The sequence below is a fragment of the Streptomyces sp. NPDC001493 genome, from assembly GCF_053597235.1.
Map to the genome: position 1 here is coordinate 141,592 of NZ_JBSFHV010000016.1, position 17,031 is coordinate 158,622.

Here is a 17,031-nt window from a genome sequence, read left to right on the forward strand (position 1 = left end):
GGCGGTGAGGAATGCGGGGCGGTACGGAGATGTTGTCCCCCATACCGCCCCGCAGAAGGAGGACCGATCATGTTGTTCGGCCGTACACCCGTGCTCCCCACCCCCGAGCAGGCCCTGAAGGGCAGCCCGACCCCGACCTTCGCGGTGCCCGACCGTCACATCGTGCTCGGCAACCCGCTGCAGGGCCCGTACCCGGAGGGCCTGGAGGTCGCCGACTTCGCGCTGGGCTGTTTCTGGGGCGCCGAGCGCAAGTTCTGGCAGACGGAGGGCGTCTGGACGACGCTCGTCGGCTACCAGGGCGGCTACACCGAGAACCCCACGTACGAGGAGACCTGCTCCGGCCAGACCGGTCACACGGAGGCCGTGCGCGTGGTCTTCGACCCCGAGGTCGTCCCGTACACCGAACTGCTGAAGCTGTTCTGGGAGTCGCACAACCCGACCCAGGGCTTCCGCCAGGGCAATGACGTGGGTACGCAGTACCGCTCCGCGCTCTACACCCACTCCGCCGAGCAGGCCGAGGACGCCGCCGCGTCCCGCGAGGCGTACCAGAAGGTCCTGACGGGCTCCGGATACGGCTCGATCACCACCGAGATCCTGCCCGCCGAGGGCCGCACCTTCTGGCCGGCCGAGGGCTACCACCAGCAGTACCTGGAGAAGAACCCGGGCGGCTACTGCGGTATCGGCGGCACCGGAGTCTCCTGCCCGATCGGCGTGGCCCGCGCGGACAGCTGATCCCGGCCGTGCCGGGCCCCGGGTCCGGTCCGGCAGTCCTCCTCGACGAGGGGCGTCCACCACGGGCGCCCCTCTTCGTCGTTCCGGGAGAACTGCCCGGAACGGGTCAGCCGTTGTCGGTGAGCGCGGCGAATCCGGCGACGAGGCCGACGAGGGCCAGCAGCCCGAGCAGGCAGAGGAACAGCACCAGCCAGCCCGTCAGGACCGACGCCAGGGCGACCCCGCGCCCGGCGCCGCCCAGGCGCTTGCCCCGGGAGCGGCCCACGTGTCCGGCGGGGATGGCGATCAGCGCGCACAGGACCGCGAGGGCGATGAAAACGGGCGGGTTGATCAGCGCGATGCCGGTGGCGAAGTTCCCGATGGCACCGACGGCGCCCAGCGCGAAGAACCCGCTGACCGTCGCCGCCCGGTTCCTGGGCGCGGCCGGGGAGGAACTCTCCGACGCCTGCACCGGATCCGACGCCTGCACCGGATCCGATACCTGTACCTGATCCGATACCTGCGCCTGATCCGACGCCGGTCCCCCGGCCGTCGCCGGTATGCCGTCCGCGCTGTCGCCCATGTGCCCCGTCCCCCGTGATCTCCGTGCTCGCTCGCCACGGGATTTTACGGTGCCGCCCGGGACGCCCTCGGCGGCGGACGAGCCGTCGCCCCGTCAGGCGGCCAGCCGCACCTGCGTCCTGGGTATCGCGCGGGAGGGTACGAGCCCGGTCGCGCGCGCCGCCGCACGGAAGGCGCTCCGGCGGGCCAGCTCCGACGCCGCCCGGCCGAGCACGTCGGCGAGGCCGAGCCCCAGGGCGTGCGCGGCGGAGGCGAGCACCTCGGAGGACGCCTCCTTGCGGCCCCGTTCCAGCTCGGAGAGGTACGCGAAGGAGATCCGCGCCGCGTCCGCGACGTCCTTCAGCGTCCGCTCCTGGGAGAGGCGCTCCTGGCGCAGCACCTCCCCGACGAGGTCGCGCAGCAGCGGCTCCCGGGGCGCGTCCGGCGCGGGAGCCGGCGTCGCGGACGGCCGGGTCACGGACGGCGGGGTCGCCGGGACCGGTCGCAGGGGTATCACCCGGGCGCCACGCGGGAGGCGGCGCAGGCCGGGTTCGTACGGGCTGGTGTCCCTCGCTCGGTTCGTCATCGCTCAAGCGTAGGAGCGGCGCCGCGCCCGTGGGGCGTACAGCGCTGTGCCCTCGGCGGATCTGCTGACGGAGAAACAGTGCAACCCCCTGGGGCCTCCGAGGCCCCCTCGCACCGTCCGCGCCCGACCCGGCCGCCGCCTCACCGTCCAAGCACCGGGGGCCGGTTCCACGCGCACACGCACGCGCGGAACCGGCCCCCGGCCGGGAAACGGTCACCCGCCACCCGTCAGCCGTCACCCGTCAGATGAGGCCCTGGGCCAGCATCGCCTCGGCGACCAGTTCGAAGCCGGCGATGTTGGCGCCGACCACGTAGTTGCCCGGGCTGCCGTAGCGCTCGGCGGTGGTGTAGCAGGAGTCGTGGATGTGCCGCATGATCTCCTCCAGGCGCGCCTCGGTGTGGGCGAAGCTCCACGAGTCGCGGGAGGCGTTCTGCTGCATCTCCAGCGCGCTGGTGGCCACGCCGCCGGCGTTCGCCGCCTTGCCGGGGCCGAACGCGACGCCCGCCTCCTGGAAGACGCGGACGGCCTCCGGGGTGGTCGGCATGTTGGCGCCTTCGGCGACCGCCTTCACGCCGTTGCGCACGAGCGCGCGGGCGTCCTCCTCGTGCAGCTCGTTCTGCGTGGCGCAGGGCAGCGCGACGTCGACCGGCACGGTCCACAGGCCGGTGCCCGCCACGAAGGTGGCGGAGGCGCCGCGGCGCTCGGCGTAGTCGGAGACCCGGCCCCGGTCCTGCTCCTTGATCTCCTTGAGCAGGTCGAGGTCGATGCCCTTCTCGTCCACGACGTAGCCGCTGGAGTCGGAGCAGGTGACGACGGTGGCGCCGAGCTGCTGGGCCTTCTCGATGGCGTAGATGGCGACGTTGCCGGAGCCGGAGACGGCGATGCGCTGGCCCTCCAGCGACTCGCCCCGGACGCGCAGCATCTCGGAGGTGAACATGACGCAGCCGTAGCCGGTGGCCTCGGTACGCGCCTGCGCGCCGCCCCAGCCGAGGCCCTTGCCGGTGAGGACGCCGGACTCGTAGCGGTTGGTGATCCGCTTGTACTGGCCGAAGAGGTAGCCGATCTCGCGGCCGCCGACGCCGATGTCACCGGCGGGAACGTCGGTGTACTCGCCCAGGTGGCGGTGGAGTTCGGTCATGAAGGACTGGCAGAAGCGCATGATCTCGGCGTCCGAACGGCCCTTGGGGTCGAAGTCGGAGCCGCCCTTGCCGCCGCCGATCGGCATGCCGGTGAGGGCGTTCTTGAAGATCTGCTCGAAGCCGAGGAACTTGACGATGCCGAGGTTGACCGAGGGGTGGAAGCGCAGTCCGCCCTTGTACGGGCCGAGCGAGCTGGAGAACTCGACGCGGAAGCCGCGGTTGACGTGGATGTCGCCGTTGTCGTCCGACCACGGCACGCGGAAGATGAGCTGACGCTCCGGCTCGCACAGCCGCTCGATGATCCGGGCGTCCACGAACTCGGGGCGTGCGGCGAGCACCGGGCCGAGCGTCTCCAGGACCTCCCTGACGGCCTGGTGGAACTCCTTCTCGCCCTGGTTGCGGCGGAGGACCTCCGCGTAGAGCGGCTCGATGACGCGGCTCTCGGCGGTGGGCGAGAGCGCGGATTCAGAAGATACCGACATCTGATCAAGACCTTCCATGGAGCAGTGGCAGATACGTGCGCGCCCGTCCCGAGAGCGCACCCGGCCCTCGCCGCCCCTCGTGTGCGTGCGGTCGCGCGCGGGGGACGAACAGAACCGGTGTATGGCTCAAGTGTCCTCCCGGAAGGCGCGCACCCTCCGGATCATCCACATAGTGGCCACCCGGGGGCGGTGGCCGCTGCCCGACCGGTCCGGCGAACAGCCGTACGGTTCCGAAGGATCACCGGCTTGCCGCCACCCGTGCGCCCGGCCCGCGACGTGACCGGAATCACGGGGGCGGCTCCCGCGGAGGATGTGCCGGGCCGGCTTCGGTCCCGCACACGCGGACGCGCCGGCCACCCGGAGGTGGTCGGCGCGTCCTTGGTACGGGTCGGCCGGGTCAGGCGGCGGCGTTCTCCGTGATGGTGACCTTGCCCTTGCGGATGGTGGCGAGGCGCGGGGCCTTGCGGGCGAGGGAGCTGTCGTGGGTGACCATGACGAAGGTCAGCCCGAGCTCCTTCCAGAGCCCTTCGAGCAGCGTCATGATCTCGTCGCGCATGGACTCGTCGAGGTTGCCGGTCGGCTCGTCGGCGAGGAGCACCTTGGGCTTCTTGACGAGCGCGCGGGCGATGGCGACGCGCTGCTGCTGCCCGCCGGACATCTCGCTCGGCAGGTGGGTGGGGCGGTCGCCGAGGCCGACCGACTCCAGCGCCTCGATGGCCCGCTCGCGGCGGAGCTTGGCGCCGATCCCGAGCGGGACCAGGGCGGTCTCGACGTTCTCGGCGGCGGTGAGCGTCGGGATCAGGTTGAAGCTCTGGAAGACGAAGCCGATGGACTCGGCCCGGACCTTGGTGAGCTTCGCCTCGGAGAGCTTGGCGAGGTCGACGCCGTCGAGCTCGATGGTGCCCTCGGTCGGCCGGTCGAGACCGCCGAGCATCTGGAGGAGGGTGGACTTGCCGCCGCCGGTGGGGCCCTGGATGACGAGCCGGCCGCCGTCCTCGATGGTCAGGTCGACCCCGGCGAGCGCGTCGACCTTGGTCTTTCCCCGCATGTAGCGCTTGGTGACGCCTCTGAGCTGATACACGTGTGGACTCCTGCTGTACGTACGGAAGTTGAGGTCGTGGAGCCGGTGACTACTCGACGCGGCGCAGGGCGTCGGCCGGGCGCAGCCGGGAGGCGCGCCAGCCGCCGAACGCGCCGGCGATGAGCCCGCCCGCCACGGCCAGTACGACAGCGATCACGATGGTGGAGAGGGAGACCGGTGCGGTCAGCGCGATGTCCAGGGTCTTCGCCGCGGACTGACGGCCGGGGCCGCCCATCCCGCCGCCGCCCATGCCGCCGAAGCCGCCACCGCCGCCACCGCCGGAGCCGAGCTCCGCGGTGAGGGTGGGGCTGATCGCGGTGACGATGTACGCGCCGGCCAGGCCGACGGCGATGCCGAGGACACCGCCCATGAGGCCGTTGACGAGCGCCTCGCCGACGACCTGGCGGGTGACCCGGCCGCTCTTCCAGCCGAGGGCCTTCAGGGTGCCGAACTCGCGGACGCGGCGGCTGACCGCCGAGGAGGTGAGCAGGCCGGCCACCACGAAGGCGGCGATCAGGACGACGATGGAGAGCCACTTGCCGACGCTGGAAGCCAGGTCGGAGGCGGTGGAGAGGGAGCCGGAGACCGTGTCGGCCAGGTCGGCGGAGGTGGTGACGGTGGTACCCGAGATGTTCTTCTGGATGGCCGACTTGACGCTGTCGATGGCCGTGGAATCCTTGGCCTTCACGTAGACCGTGGTGACCTTGGCCTTCGAGTCCGAGAGCGTCTGGGCCTGCTGGAGCGGGATGTAGACGTTCGCGGCGGCGTCACCGCTGCTGGCGGTGGAGACACCGATGATCGTGAACTTGGTGCCGGAGATGGTGACGGTCTTGTCGACCGCGAGCGACTTCTCCTTGGCGTAGGAGGCGTCGACGATCGCGACCTTGCCGTTCGTCTCCGTGGACTTGAAGGTACGGCCCTTGGTGATCTCGGAGGAGGTCAGCGGACCGAGGTCCAGGTGCGCGACGTCGGTGCCGTACACGGTGAAGGAGTTGACGTCGAAGGAGGCGCCGCCGCCCTCGACACGGCCCTGCGGAGCGCCACCGCCGCCGCCCTGGCCGCCGAAGCCGCCCTGGCCGCCGCCGCTGCCGGACGACTGGTCCTGCTTGAACTCGCCGCGCTTGAACTGGCCGTCGACCTTGAGGACGTTCAGGCTCAGTCCGCCGACCGCGGTCGCCACGCCGGACTGCTGCCCGACCTTGGTGACGGTGGAGTCGGCCAGGGTCTGGAAGCCCTGGACCATGACGCGGTCGGTGCTCTGCGTCGCGTCGTCGTCGCTGTCCTTGGCGTCGAAGTTGAACTTCGGGCGCTCCTGGGCGCCCGCGGTGCCCTGGGCGGCGGCGGCCTTGGTCACGGTCATGTCCGTGCCGAGGCCGTACAGCGATTCCAGGACCTTGTCCTGGGCCTTGCCCATCCCGGCGGTGACCGAGCTGACGACGATGACCAGCGCAATGCCGAGGGCGAGCCCCGAGGCGACGACGAGCGCCGCCTTTCTGCGACGGCGCAGCTCGCGCCGGAGGTAGGTGAAGAACATGCCGCGAACCTATGGACCGGGCGTGATGGTGAGTTAAGGCCATCATGAGAGCAGGATGAGAACCTGTCGGGCCGGGAACTCCGGGGCCGGTACGCAAGCTTCGCGAAGCATCAGGAACCCCCACCAACGCCCGAGGGCGGTGGCACTGGCGGTCCGTGCGGACCGGGGTGCCACCGCCCTCGGGTGGGGGGAGAAGCGGGGGGCCGGGGATCAGGCCGCCGAGTCGGCGGTCCACTCCGACCAGCTCATGTTCCAGCCGTTGAGACCGTTGTCGGGGGCGATGGTCTTGTCCGGGGAGTTCTTCACGATGACGACGTCGCCGATGATCGAGTGGTTGTAGAACCACGCGGCGGGCTGGTCGGCGTCGCCGGCGCCCTTGACGTCCTGGAGGCCGACGCAGCCGTGGCTGGTGTTGGCCGAGCCGAAGATGCTGGAGCTGCCCCAGTAGTTGCCGTGCACGAAGGTGCCGGAGCTGGAGAGCCGCATGGCGTGCGGGACGTCCTTGATGTCGTACTCGCCCTTGCCGTCGTCGTCGGTGAAGCCGACGGTGGCGCCGTCCATCCGGGTCTCCTTGTACTTCTCGGAGATCACCATCTGGCCGTTGTACGTGGGGTTGTCGGGCGAACCGGCGGAGATCGGGATCGTCTTGATCGTCTTCCCGTCCTGGGTGACGGTCATGGTGTGCGCCTTGGCGTCGACGGTGGAGACCTGGTTGCGGCCCACCTTGAACGTGACCGTCTTCTGCTGCACGCCGTAGACGCCGTCCGCGCCCTCGACACCGTCCAGCGCGAGCTTCAGCGTGACGGTGGAGCCGCTCGTCCAGTAGTCCTCGGGGCGGAGGTCGAGGCGCTGCGAGTTGAACCAGTGGCCTTCGACTTCCTGGCCGCTGCTCGACGTGACCGTGATACCGGCCTGGACGGCCGCCTTGTCGGTGATCGCCTTGTTGAAGTTGATCGAGACCGGCATGCCGACGCCGACGGTGGAGCCGTCCTCGGGGGTGAAGTTCCCGATGAAGCTGTTGTCGGGCGAGACGGTCGTGAAGGAACCGTTCTCGTGCGCCTCACGGCCCTGGGAGTCCTTCGCCGAGGCGATGACCTTGTACGTGGTCGAGCGCTCCAGCTGGGCGGAGGGCTTCCAGCTCTTCCCGTCCGCGGCGAGCGTGCCCTCGACGGGGTCCCCGGCGGCGGTCGTCATGGTGACGGTGGTCAGCGTCCCCTTGGCGACGGTGACCTTGGCCGCGTTGTTGATGCTGGCGTTGGTGGAGCCGTTCTTCGGCTCGATCGATATCTGGGCCTCGGACACGTCCTGGGCGGCGGCCTCGTCGACCGCGGTCTGGGACTTCTGAGAGCTGCCGGCACCCGTGGGACTCGAATCGTCGCCGCCGCTGCACGCCGAGAGCACCAGCACGCCGCCGAGCAGGGCGGACGCGGCCATGAGGCCCTTGCGCCGCTTGCTGTCCGTGATCACACGCTTCTCCATCGTTGCCAATTCCCCAAAATCCCCGTAACGGCGCCGCCAGATGCGGGTCCCCGTCAATGTTCCAGAACCCCGGTCGGTGGCGATCCGTTCCACATCCGTACGGGATGTGGGGAACACCACTCATCGACGCGTCCCCGGCGGCCTTGGTTCCCGCCTCCGCGTGTCCGGCCCGGTGCGGTTCCGGTCCGGGCCGGCGCGCGGCCCGGAAACGGCGTCCTCACTGGTCGGAACGGTCGCGGCGGACGGCTGCCCGCGTGGTCGTCCCTTCCATTCTCCTCGGCTGCGGCCGCCCCCGGCCCCGGCCCCGGTGCGGAGCCGGGGCCGGGCACCGGCTACTCCCTCCCGCTCTCCTCGTCGTCCTCGTCGTAGTACTCGTAGGCGTCCGCGTCGTCGTCCTCACCGTCGTACGCGTCGTGCTCGACGGCCTCGCTGCTCCACGATGCCTGCGCGAGCTCGATCCCGGGTACGGCGCTGACCAGGTCGAACGGGTCGATCAGCGAAGCGAGCGCCTCTGCGGCGTCTGCCCGGACAAGGGACTCGGCATGCCTGCGCTCCTGGTCCGCCCCGTCGTCGTCGGGGTCGGGGAGGGCGTCCTCGTACTCGGCGGCGACCGCTTCCAGGGCGGTGCCGGTGAGGGCTTCCAGGTCGGTGACCTCCACCACCAGCTCCACCTGGAGGCGGACGTACGCGGGCTGCGGAGCGTCCTCGGCGGCCGACTCCCGCGCGTCCCGGGCCAGGCCCCGGGAAATGTTCTGTGACGTGCTCTCGGACGTGCTCTCGGAAGTGCTCATAGGCCGGAGCGTAGGGCTCCGGTTCCCGCGGGTTCCAGCGACCCGCTGCGGGCGGCTCCCGTTCGCGGGGAGGTCCGCGCGCTCGGGGAGGCCCCGCGTTCGCGCGAGCGGTACGACCCCGTTCGCGCGAGCGGTTACGTGCCCGGGGGGCCGGACGCGCCGGGGCCGGTCGGGGCTCCTTGATGAAGGTCGTACCATCGGCCCACGGGGGTCAACTCAAGGTCGTCGTCAGGGGATCGAATCTGTGACCATCACTCGTCGCACACTGCTGACCGTCTCCGCCGCGGGCATCGTGCTGGGCGCGCTCTGCTTCGTACCGTCGGCGAAGACCACGGCCGACACGCACACGGACGCCGCGTCGGCGAGAACCGCGGCCACCGTTCCGGTGCGGCGGACGGACGAGTCGTACGGCTCGTCGAGCCGGGAGTTCGCCCAGGCGGGCTCCGGCTCCGGTACGGACGCCACGCCGTATCTGATCGGCGGCACGGTCCTGCTGGGACTCGGCGCGGGGTACGTCGCGCGCTCGGACCGCCGGTCCTCCTCGCCCGCGTGACATGACGGCCGCCGCCCGGCCGCCGCCCTCCGGTTCCGGAGGACGGGCGGGCCGGGCGGGCCGGGTGCGTCAGTCCAGTGGTCCGGTGACCCGTTCCACGGCCCGGACCAGCCCGCCGCTACGGACGAACGCGTCGGCAGCGGCCAGGTCGGGGGCGAGGAAACGGTCCGGCCCCGGCCCCTCGGCGCCCGCCTCGCGCAGCGCCTCCACGGCGGCGCGGGAGGCGAGGGCGGGGAACAGCCCTCCGGCGGCGCGGAGTTCGACGGCGCGCGCCGCCGCGTACAGCTCGACCGCGACGATCCGGGAGAGGTCGTCCACGGCGGTACGGAGCTTGCGCGCGGCCGACCAGCCCATCGAGACGTGGTCCTCCTGCATCGCGGAGGACGGGATCGAGTCGGCGGACGCGGGCACGGCCAGCCGCTTCATCTCGCTGACCAGGGCCGCCTGGGTGTACTGAGCGATCATCAGACCGGAGTCCACCCCGGCGTCGTCGGCGAGGAACGGCGGCAGCCCGTGCGAGCGGTTCTTGTCCAGCAGCCGGTCGGTGCGGCGCTCGCAGATGGAGCCGAGGTCGGCGGCGACGATCGCCAGGAAGTCGAGGACGTACGCCACCGGGGCGCCGTGGAAGTTGCCGTTGGACTCCACCCGCCCGTCCGGCAGCACCACCGGGTTGTCGACGGCGGAGGCGAGCTCCCGGTCCGCGACCGTGGCGGCGTACGCGAGGGTGTCCCGGCCCGCGCCGTTGACCTGGGGCGCGCAGCGTACGGAGTAGGCGTCCTGGACCCGGGGCGCGTCGTCCTGGTGGTGGCCGGTGAGGCCGGACCCCTCCAGTACCCGCAGCATGTTGGCGGCACTGACGCCCTGGCCCGGGTGCGGGCGGATGGCGTGCAGCTCGGGGGCGAGGACCTTCTCGGTGCCGAGCAGCGCCTCCAGCGAGAGCGCGGCGGTGATGTCGGCGCTGGTGTAGAGGGCGCGCAGGTCGGCGAGGGCCATCACCAGCATGCCGAGCATGCCGTCGGTGCCGTTGAGCAGGGCGAGGCCCTCCTTCTCGCGCAGCTCCACGGGGGCGATGCCGTGCTCGGCGAGGAGTTCGGCGGCGGGGCGCACGGTGCCGTCCGGTCCCTCGGCCTCCCCCTCGCCCATCAGCGCGAGGGCGCAGTGCGAGAGCGGGGCGAGGTCGCCGGAGCAGCCGAGCGAGCCGAACTCGTGGACGACCGGGGTGATGCCGGCGTTGAGGAGGTCGGCCATGGTCTGCGCGACCTCGGGGCGTACGCCGGTGTGGCCGGAGGCGACCGTCTTGAGCCGGAGGAACATCAGCGCGCGCACCACCTCGCGCTCCACGTGCGGGCCCATGCCCGCGGCGTGCGAGCGGACGATGTTGCGCTGGAGGCGTCCGCGCAGCTCGGGGCTGATGTGGCGGGTGGCGAGGGCACCGAACCCGGTGGAGACGCCGTAGACGGGTTCGGGGCGCGCGGCGAGCGCGTCGACGGTCCTGCGGGCGGCGGCGAGGGCGTCCAGGGCCTCCGGGGACAGGACCACGCGCGCACCCTCACGGGCCACGGCCAGGACGTCCTCGGCGGTGGTTCCGGAGGTCCCCACCACGACAGTGTGCATATCCATATTCAGGACCCTACGCAGTGAAACTTACTGTGTCACCAGTGCTCGACGGGTTGACCCCTTACCGACCCCTTACCGGCCCGTCACCGATCCGGCTCTCCCCCCGGCCCTCCTCACGGCAGGTTCCCCCGCAGCCTCCGGCGGTCGTGGGCCGGGGTGGGCGGCGAGTCGGCGAGCCGCATCACCTCGCCGTCCCGCCCGGCCACCACCGGGCCCACCGCGCGGTCGGCCTTGGCTCGGTACTGCGCGGCGTCGGCGAGCCGGAAGAGCCGCCGGGCCGAGTGGACCGGCCCGATCGGGTCGCCGGTCGAGGCGACCCCGCAGGCCACTCCGTCGCCCAGCTCCAGGGCGGCGGCGCGCTCGCACAGTTCCCCGGCGACCCGGATCACCTCGTCCGCCCCGGGGCCCACGGAGATCAGGCAGAACTCGTCGCCGCCGAGCCGGGCGGCGAGGGCGTCCGGCAGTATGGCCCCGCACCGCGAGAGCACCGAGCCGAAACGTTCCAGCAGGCGGTCGCCGACCGCGTGGCCGTGGGTGTCGTTGACCGCCTTGAGCCCGTTGAGGTCGCAGACCACCAGGCTGACCACGACGTCCTCGGCCCGGTGCCGCTCCACCGCCTCGTCCAGCCGGATGTCCACGGCCCTGCGGTTGGCGAGGCCGGTCAGCGGGTCGGTGAAGGCGAGCTTGCGCACCTCCTCCAGCCGCTCGGTCTGCGCGATGCCCGCCGCGACCACGGCCGCGAGCACCGTCGCGAAGTCGGCGTCGTCCCGGCCGAAGACGGGCGCCCCTGCCGGACGGGCCACGTACAGCTCTCCCCAGGCCCGGCCGTGCAGCACGATCGGCGCGACCACGCAGCATCCCCGGCCGCGCCGCTGGAGCGCGGCCACCCGCTGGTGGCAGAACGGGCGGGCGCCCCGGGCCGGTGCGTCGCCGCCGGGATGCCCCTCCGCGGTCTCCACCCAGGCGTCGGGTTCACCGCCGCCCGCCCAGCGCTCGTGCAGGAACTCGGTGATCTCCGGGAACCGGTGGACGGGGTAGGCCTCCTCCTCGGGGAACTCCTCCTCCCCTTCGGCCCGCTCCCCCGCGTTCACCAGGACGCGGAGCCTGCCCCGGTCGCGCTCCCACACGGAGAGCGCGGCGAAGGAGCCGCCCAGCGCCTCGCAGGCGCCCAGGGCCGCGGCCCGCCACGACTCCTTCGCGGTGTAGGCCGCCGCCATGGTCTGCGCCAGCGACACCACCGCTCGCAGTCGCACATCGTCACCATCCATCACACCAGCTTATGTACGTATGAGCTGGTGCGATCACCCGAGAAGTCCCGGCCGGGTCGGTGAACGTCCCAACCGCCCGCGCCGCCGTCACGCTGCGTCACCCACCCGGTAGGGAGCGGCGCGGCCGGGTCACCCCAGCCCGGGCCACCGGGGCGTGCGCTTCTCGTTGAACGCGGCCACGCCCTCCGCGCGGTCGCCGGAGAAGGCCACCGACCGCCAGGCCGCGTCCTCCACCTCAAGACCCGTCCGCAGGTCGAGCCCGTGGCCGAGCCGCAGGGCGCGCTTCGCCGCCCGCAGCCCGACCGGGGAGTTGGCGGCCATCCGGCCGGCCAGCGCCAGCGCCGCGTCCCGGTCCGTACCCTCCGCCACCAGCTCGTCCACCAGCCCCAGGGCCAGGGCCTCGGCCGCCTCCACCCGGCGCGCGGTGAAGATCAGCTCGGCCGCCCGGGCCGCGCCGACCCGGCGGGGCAGCAGCTGGGTGCCGCCGCCGCCCGGGATCACCCCGACCGACACCTCGGGCAGCCCCACCACGGCGGTGCGGTCGGCCACGATCACGTCGCAGGAGAGCGCCAGCTCGAAGCCGCCGCCGAGCGCGTAACCGTGCACGGCGGCCACGGCCGGCATCGGCAGCTCCAGCACCCCGGTGTACGCGGCGCGCGAGACCGGCCGCTGCCGCCCCAGCTCGGCGTCGCTGAGGGAGTTGCGCTCCTTGAGGTCCGCGCCCACGCAGAAGGCGCGCGGGCTGCTGGAGGAGACGACGGTGACGCGTACGTCCGGGTCGGCGCCGAGCGCCTCGCAGGCGGCGGCGACGGACCGGGCCATCTCCGAGGAGACCGCGTTCATGGCCTTCGGGCGGTCGAGCACCAGCTCCGCGACGTACCCGGACTCCGTGTGGCGCCGTACGACGACGAACTCCCCGAACCGCTGCTCGGACGTGACACTCATGGGTTCCATCCCTCCGGTGGTGGCGTTCCGGGGGAGCTTAGGGGCTGCGCCGAACGTCCCACCTGTCCGGCGGGAGGCCGGCAGGACGGGAGCCCGGTCAGCGACCGCCCTCGCGCGGGGCGCGCCGGGTCAGCATCCACGGCTCGACCACACCGAGCCCGCGTACCGGCCGCTGCCACATGGGCTGCAGCTGGAAGCGGTAGGCGGGCAGCGGCGGCTCGTCGGTGAGCGTCCGGCCCTCCTTCTCGGCGATCCGGGCCCGCTCGGCCGCCGCGGCGATCTCCTCGGCGGCCCTCGCCTCGGACTCCGGCGAGTCGCCCGTACGGATCAGCTCTTCGGCGAACGCCCCGTCCACCAGGACGGCGTCCTTCGCGGCTATCGAGGTGAGCCGGCTGGCCAGGTTGACGGTGGTGCCGAAGACATCGCCCATCCGGGTGGTGACGGTGCCGAAGGCGATGCCCACGCGCAGCGCGGGCATCGTCGTGTCGGCGGACATCGCCTCGATGAGCCGGAGCGCGATCTCGGCGGCCGTACCGGCGTCGTCGGCGGCGAAGAGCACCTCGTCGCCGAGGGTCTTCACCAGCCGGCCGCCGTGCGCGGCCACCAGGTCGGCGGCGGTCGTCTCGAAGGCCTCGACGAGTTCGCCGAGCTCCTCCTCCTCCAGCCGCCGGGTGAGCCGGGTGAACCCGACCAGGTCGGCGAAGCCCACCGCGAGCCGCCGGTCGACCATCTCCTCGTCGTCCTGCGCCTGCACGACCCGCCCGGTGGAGGCGGCCAGCTGGCGACGCCACACGTAGACGAGGAACTCCTGGAGCTCCGGCAGCAGCAGTTCGACCAGGGGGTACGTGACCTCGGTGCGGGTCATCCCGGGCTCGGGCGGCTCGGTGAGGCCCTCCAGGAAGGAGTCGATCTGCCATTCGGCGAGGCGGGCGGTGGTCTGGCCGGTGGAGCGGGCCACCTGGATGGCCATCGGCTCGCTGAGCAGCCCGGCCTCGACGAGACCGGCGAGGCGGCGCAGCGCCAGCACGTCGGCCTCGGTGAGCGCCTTGGCCTGGCCGATGTCGGCGAAGCCCATGGCGCGCCAGAACCGCGACGCCAGGTCCATGGAGACACCGGCGGTGCGGGCCGCCTGGAAGGGGGTGTACTGGCGCTCGGCGCCGAGGATCAGCTGTTCCAGCCGGATCGCCAGCGGGTCGTCGGTCGGTTCGGCCGTGTGATCGACCTCGTGATGGGGCGTGGCATGGACCGAGGGGTCCGACGGCGGTCTCGCGCCCGCGTCCGAACCCGTGTCGCCGACGGTCACTGCCCGCCTCCTGCCCGTTCCCTGCGCACTGCCCTGCCCATCTGTGATCTGTCGCTGGATCGCCTCAACGATACGGCAGGTGTGCCCTGGCTCACGTCCCCGATGGCCCGGTACGGGTGCGTCGGACGTGACAACTCACGCTTTCGCACTCCGGCGCGCGCCGCGTTCACCCTTCCGGGCGGCGCGTGTTCACTCTCCGCGCGCCCCCTTACGCACACCTGAACGAACCCCGCACGGGCACGCGCCCACCCCCGCTCCGGACGTCCGCCCCAGCACGCGCACGCGCCCACCCCCCTTCGGGGCCTACGCCGTCAGACGAGTCCGCCCGCCGCGCCGCGCAGGTGCACGATGTCGCCCGCGGAGACCGGCTGCTGGAGCCCGTCGCCGGTGGAGAGGACGAGACGGCCGTCGCCGTCGACCGCGACGGCCTGCCCGACCACCGAGCGGCCGCCCGGCAGCTCGGCCCGCACGGTGCGGTCGAGCGTGGCGCAGCCGGCCGCGTACGCGGCCTGGAGCCCGCTGCGGGCCGCGTCGCCGCCCGCCGCGCGCCACTCGCCGTACCACTGCTCCAGCGAGCGCAGGACGCCCCGCAGCAGGGTCTCGCGGTCGAGCGAGACGGCCTTGGCGAGGGCGAGGGAGCCGGCGGTGGGGGCGGGGAGTTCGTCGGCGCGGAGCGAGACGTTGATGCCGAGGCCGACGACGACGCCGTCCCCGGCGCGTTCGGCGAGGATGCCGCCGGTCTTGCGCTCCACGCCGTCGACGGTCACCAGCAGGTCGTTGGGCCACTTCAGCGCCATGTCCACCCCGGCGGCGCGGGCCAGGCCGGTCGCGGCGGCGACCCCGGTGAGCAGCGGCAGCCACCCCCAGCGCTCCACGGGTACGTCGGTGGGTGCGAGGTAGACGGAGAGGAAGAGCCCGGAGCGCGGCGGCGCGGTCCAGACCCGGTCGAGCCGGCCGCGTCCGGCGTTCTGCACCTCGGCGACGAGCACCGCGCCCTCGGCGAGCGGACTCCCCGAAGCCGGGGCGGCGGCCCGGGCGGCGAGGTCGGTGTTGGTGGAGCCGGTCTCCTCGACCACGTCGAGCGAGGTCCACAGCGCGCCCGGCCGCAGGAGTCCGCGGCGGAGCGCGGTGGTGTTCAGGGGCGGCCGGTCCAGGTCCGACCAGCGGTTCGAAGGCGCATCCGGAGGTGTCATGCAAGTAACCCTAGGTGTGGCAAAGGACGCACTGCCGATCCGTGGGGCCGCCGATACGCTACGGGGCAGTAGCTGTACAGGAACGAGGGCTTCCCGAGGGCGCGTGCCGGGCCCGTCCCCGGGACCTGGCCCCCGTCATGTCCCGTCACCAGGCAGGGAGCCGCCACCCGATGTCCGAGCCGCAGACCGACATCCACACCACCGCGGGCAAGATCGCGGACCTGCAGCGCCGTATCGGCGAAGCCACGCACGCGGGTTCCGAGCGCGCGGTCGAGAAGCAGCACGCGAAGGGCAAGCTCACCGCGCGGGAGCGGGTGGACCTGCTGCTGGACGAGGGTTCCTTCGTGGAACTGGACGAGTTCGCCCGTCACCGGTCCACCAACTTCGGGATCGAGAAGAACCGCCCGTACGGGGACGGGGTGGTGACCGGGTACGGCACGGTCGACGGCCGTCCGGTGTGCGTGTACTCGCAGGACTTCACGATCTTCGGCGGCTCGCTGGGCGAGGTGTACGGCGAGAAGATCGTGAAGGTCATGGACTTCGCGCTGAAGACCGGCTGCCCGGTCATCGGCATCAACGACGGCGGTGGCGCCCGCATCCAGGAAGGGGTGGCGGCGCTCGGGCTGTTCGCCGAGATCTTCCGGCGCAACGTGCACGCCTCCGGCGTGGTGCCGCAGATCTCACTGATCGTCGGCCCCTGCGCGGGCGGCGCGGTCTACTCCCCCGCGATCACCGACTTCACGGTGATGGTCGACCAGACCTCGCACATGTTCATCACCGGACCCGACGTCATCAAGACCGTCACCGGCGAGGACGTGGGCTTCGAGGAGCTGGGCGGCGCCCGTACCCACAACACCACCTCCGGTGTGGCGCACCACCTCGCGGGCGACGAGAAGGACGCCATCGAGTACGTCAAGTCCCTTCTGTCGTACCTCCCTTCGAACAACCTCTCCGAGCCGCCGGCCTTCCCGGAGGAGGCGGACCTGGAGACGACGGACGAGGACCGCGAGCTCGACACGCTGATCCCGGACTCGGCGAACCAGCCGTACGACATGCACACCGCCATCGAGCATGTGCTGGACGACGCCGAATTCCTGGAGACCCAGGCGCTGTTCGCGCCGAACATCATCACCGGCTTCGGCCGCGTGGAGGGTCACCCGGTCGGCGTGGTCGCCAACCAGCCGATGCAGTTCGCCGGTTGCCTGGACATCAACGCCAGCGAGAAGGCGGCGCGGTTCGTCCGTACCTGCGACGCGTTCAACGTGCCGGTGCTGACCTTCGTCGACGTGCCGGGCTTCCTGCCGGGCGTGGACCAGGAGTACGGCGGCATCATCCGCCGCGGCGCCAAGCTGATCTACGCCTACGCGGAGGCGACCGTCCCGCTGATCACGGTCATCACCCGCAAGGCGTTCGGCGGGGCGTACGACGTGATGGGCTCCAAGCACCTGGGCGCCGACGTCAACCTCGCCTGGCCGACCGCCCAGATCGCCGTCATGGGCGCGCAGGGCGCGGTGAACATCCTGCACCGCCGCACCATCGCCGCCGCCGAGGACCCCGAGGCGGCCCGCGCGCAGCTGATGGCGGAGTACGAGGACGCGCTGCTCAACCCGTACGTCGCGGCCGAACGCGGTTACGTGGACGCGGTGATCATGCCCTCGGACACCCGCAAGCACGTGGTGAAGGCGCTCCGGCAGCTGCGCACCAAGCGCGAGTCCCTGCCGCCGAAGAAGCACGGCAACATCCCGCTGTAGGGCGTACGCACGCCATCCGCCGCACGGAAGGAGCCCG

Annotated in this window: 15 protein-coding genes; 3 read left to right on the forward strand and 12 right to left on the reverse strand. The window is 72.2% G+C overall.

The genetic code is table 11. The annotated features are described in order from the left end of the window. Nucleotides 1-66 precede the first annotated feature (66 nt). Nucleotides 67-732: a peptide-methionine (S)-S-oxide reductase MsrA gene (gene msrA, locus ACWCWD_RS23065; RefSeq protein WP_450775197.1), complete on the forward strand. Its 666-nt coding sequence runs from the start codon at nucleotides 67-69 to the stop codon at nucleotides 730-732. A gap of 106 nt (nucleotides 733-838) precedes the next feature. Here the strand turns inward: msrA and ACWCWD_RS23070 are convergent, their stop codons facing one another. From ACWCWD_RS23070 to ACWCWD_RS23100, 7 genes are all read right to left on the reverse strand, one after another. After that, entirely contained in the window at nucleotides 839-1,201 is a 363-nt protein-coding gene (locus ACWCWD_RS23070; RefSeq protein WP_450775086.1) for a DUF4190 domain-containing protein, read from the reverse strand. Between the two features lie 186 nt (nucleotides 1,202-1,387). After that, nucleotides 1,388-1,858 (reverse strand): helix-turn-helix domain-containing protein, encoded by a 471-nt coding sequence (locus tag ACWCWD_RS23075; RefSeq protein ID WP_450775088.1) that lies wholly within the window; start codon nucleotides 1,856-1,858, stop codon nucleotides 1,388-1,390. 241 nt (nucleotides 1,859-2,099) lie between these two features. Beyond that, nucleotides 2,100-3,479 carry an NADP-specific glutamate dehydrogenase gene (gene gdhA, locus ACWCWD_RS23080; RefSeq protein WP_450775090.1) on the reverse strand — a complete coding sequence of 460 codons (1,380 nt, stop codon included), beginning with the start codon at nucleotides 3,477-3,479 and terminating at the stop codon, nucleotides 2,100-2,102. Nucleotides 3,480-3,876: 397 nt separating this feature from the next. Continuing rightward, on the reverse strand, nucleotides 3,877-4,560 hold the full coding sequence (locus ACWCWD_RS23085; protein ID WP_450775092.1) for an ABC transporter ATP-binding protein: 684 nt from the start codon (nucleotides 4,558-4,560) through the stop codon (nucleotides 3,877-3,879). Between the two features lie 49 nt (nucleotides 4,561-4,609). Continuing rightward, complete coding sequence (locus tag ACWCWD_RS23090) at nucleotides 4,610-6,094, reverse strand: ABC transporter permease (RefSeq protein ID WP_450775094.1); 1,485 nt, start codon at nucleotides 6,092-6,094, stop codon at nucleotides 4,610-4,612. Between the two features lie 210 nt (nucleotides 6,095-6,304). Beyond that, a complete protein-coding gene (locus ACWCWD_RS23095; RefSeq protein WP_450775096.1) occupies nucleotides 6,305-7,573 on the reverse strand; it encodes a L,D-transpeptidase in 1,269 nt (422 codons plus the stop codon). Nucleotides 7,574-7,905: 332 nt separating this feature from the next. Beyond that, the gene (locus ACWCWD_RS23100; protein WP_450775098.1) at nucleotides 7,906-8,364 is read right to left on the reverse strand and encodes a hypothetical protein; all 459 of its coding nucleotides are present in this window, start codon (nucleotides 8,362-8,364) and stop codon (nucleotides 7,906-7,908) included. A gap of 244 nt (nucleotides 8,365-8,608) precedes the next feature. Between ACWCWD_RS23100 and ACWCWD_RS23105 the strand changes: the two genes are divergently transcribed. Then, nucleotides 8,609-8,917 carry a hypothetical protein gene (locus ACWCWD_RS23105; protein WP_450775100.1) on the forward strand — a complete coding sequence of 103 codons (309 nt, stop codon included), beginning with the start codon at nucleotides 8,609-8,611 and terminating at the stop codon, nucleotides 8,915-8,917. Between the two features lie 69 nt (nucleotides 8,918-8,986). Here the strand turns inward: ACWCWD_RS23105 and hutH are convergent, their stop codons facing one another. From hutH to ACWCWD_RS23130, 5 genes are all read right to left on the reverse strand, one after another. Further along, the gene (gene hutH / locus ACWCWD_RS23110) at nucleotides 8,987-10,531 is read right to left on the reverse strand and encodes a histidine ammonia-lyase (RefSeq protein WP_450775199.1); all 1,545 of its coding nucleotides are present in this window, start codon (nucleotides 10,529-10,531) and stop codon (nucleotides 8,987-8,989) included. Between the two features lie 116 nt (nucleotides 10,532-10,647). Further along, nucleotides 10,648-11,802, reverse strand: coding sequence for a diguanylate cyclase domain-containing protein (locus tag ACWCWD_RS23115; RefSeq protein ID WP_450775102.1), 1,155 nt, complete (start codon nucleotides 11,800-11,802; stop codon nucleotides 10,648-10,650). Between the two features lie 129 nt (nucleotides 11,803-11,931). Beyond that, nucleotides 11,932-12,747 (reverse strand): enoyl-CoA hydratase/isomerase family protein, encoded by an 816-nt coding sequence (locus tag ACWCWD_RS23120; protein ID WP_450775104.1) that lies wholly within the window; start codon nucleotides 12,745-12,747, stop codon nucleotides 11,932-11,934. A gap of 97 nt (nucleotides 12,748-12,844) precedes the next feature. After that, entirely contained in the window at nucleotides 12,845-14,050 is a 1,206-nt protein-coding gene (locus tag ACWCWD_RS23125; protein WP_390960470.1) for an adenylate/guanylate cyclase domain-containing protein, read from the reverse strand. Nucleotides 14,051-14,361: 311 nt separating this feature from the next. Continuing rightward, nucleotides 14,362-15,243 (reverse strand): biotin--[acetyl-CoA-carboxylase] ligase, encoded by an 882-nt coding sequence (locus tag ACWCWD_RS23130; RefSeq protein ID WP_450775106.1) that lies wholly within the window; start codon nucleotides 15,241-15,243, stop codon nucleotides 14,362-14,364. Between the two features lie 170 nt (nucleotides 15,244-15,413). Between ACWCWD_RS23130 and ACWCWD_RS23135 the strand changes: the two genes are divergently transcribed. After that, nucleotides 15,414-16,994 carry an acyl-CoA carboxylase subunit beta gene (locus ACWCWD_RS23135; RefSeq protein ID WP_450775108.1) on the forward strand — a complete coding sequence of 527 codons (1,581 nt, stop codon included), beginning with the start codon at nucleotides 15,414-15,416 and terminating at the stop codon, nucleotides 16,992-16,994. Nucleotides 16,995-17,031 lie beyond the last annotated feature (37 nt).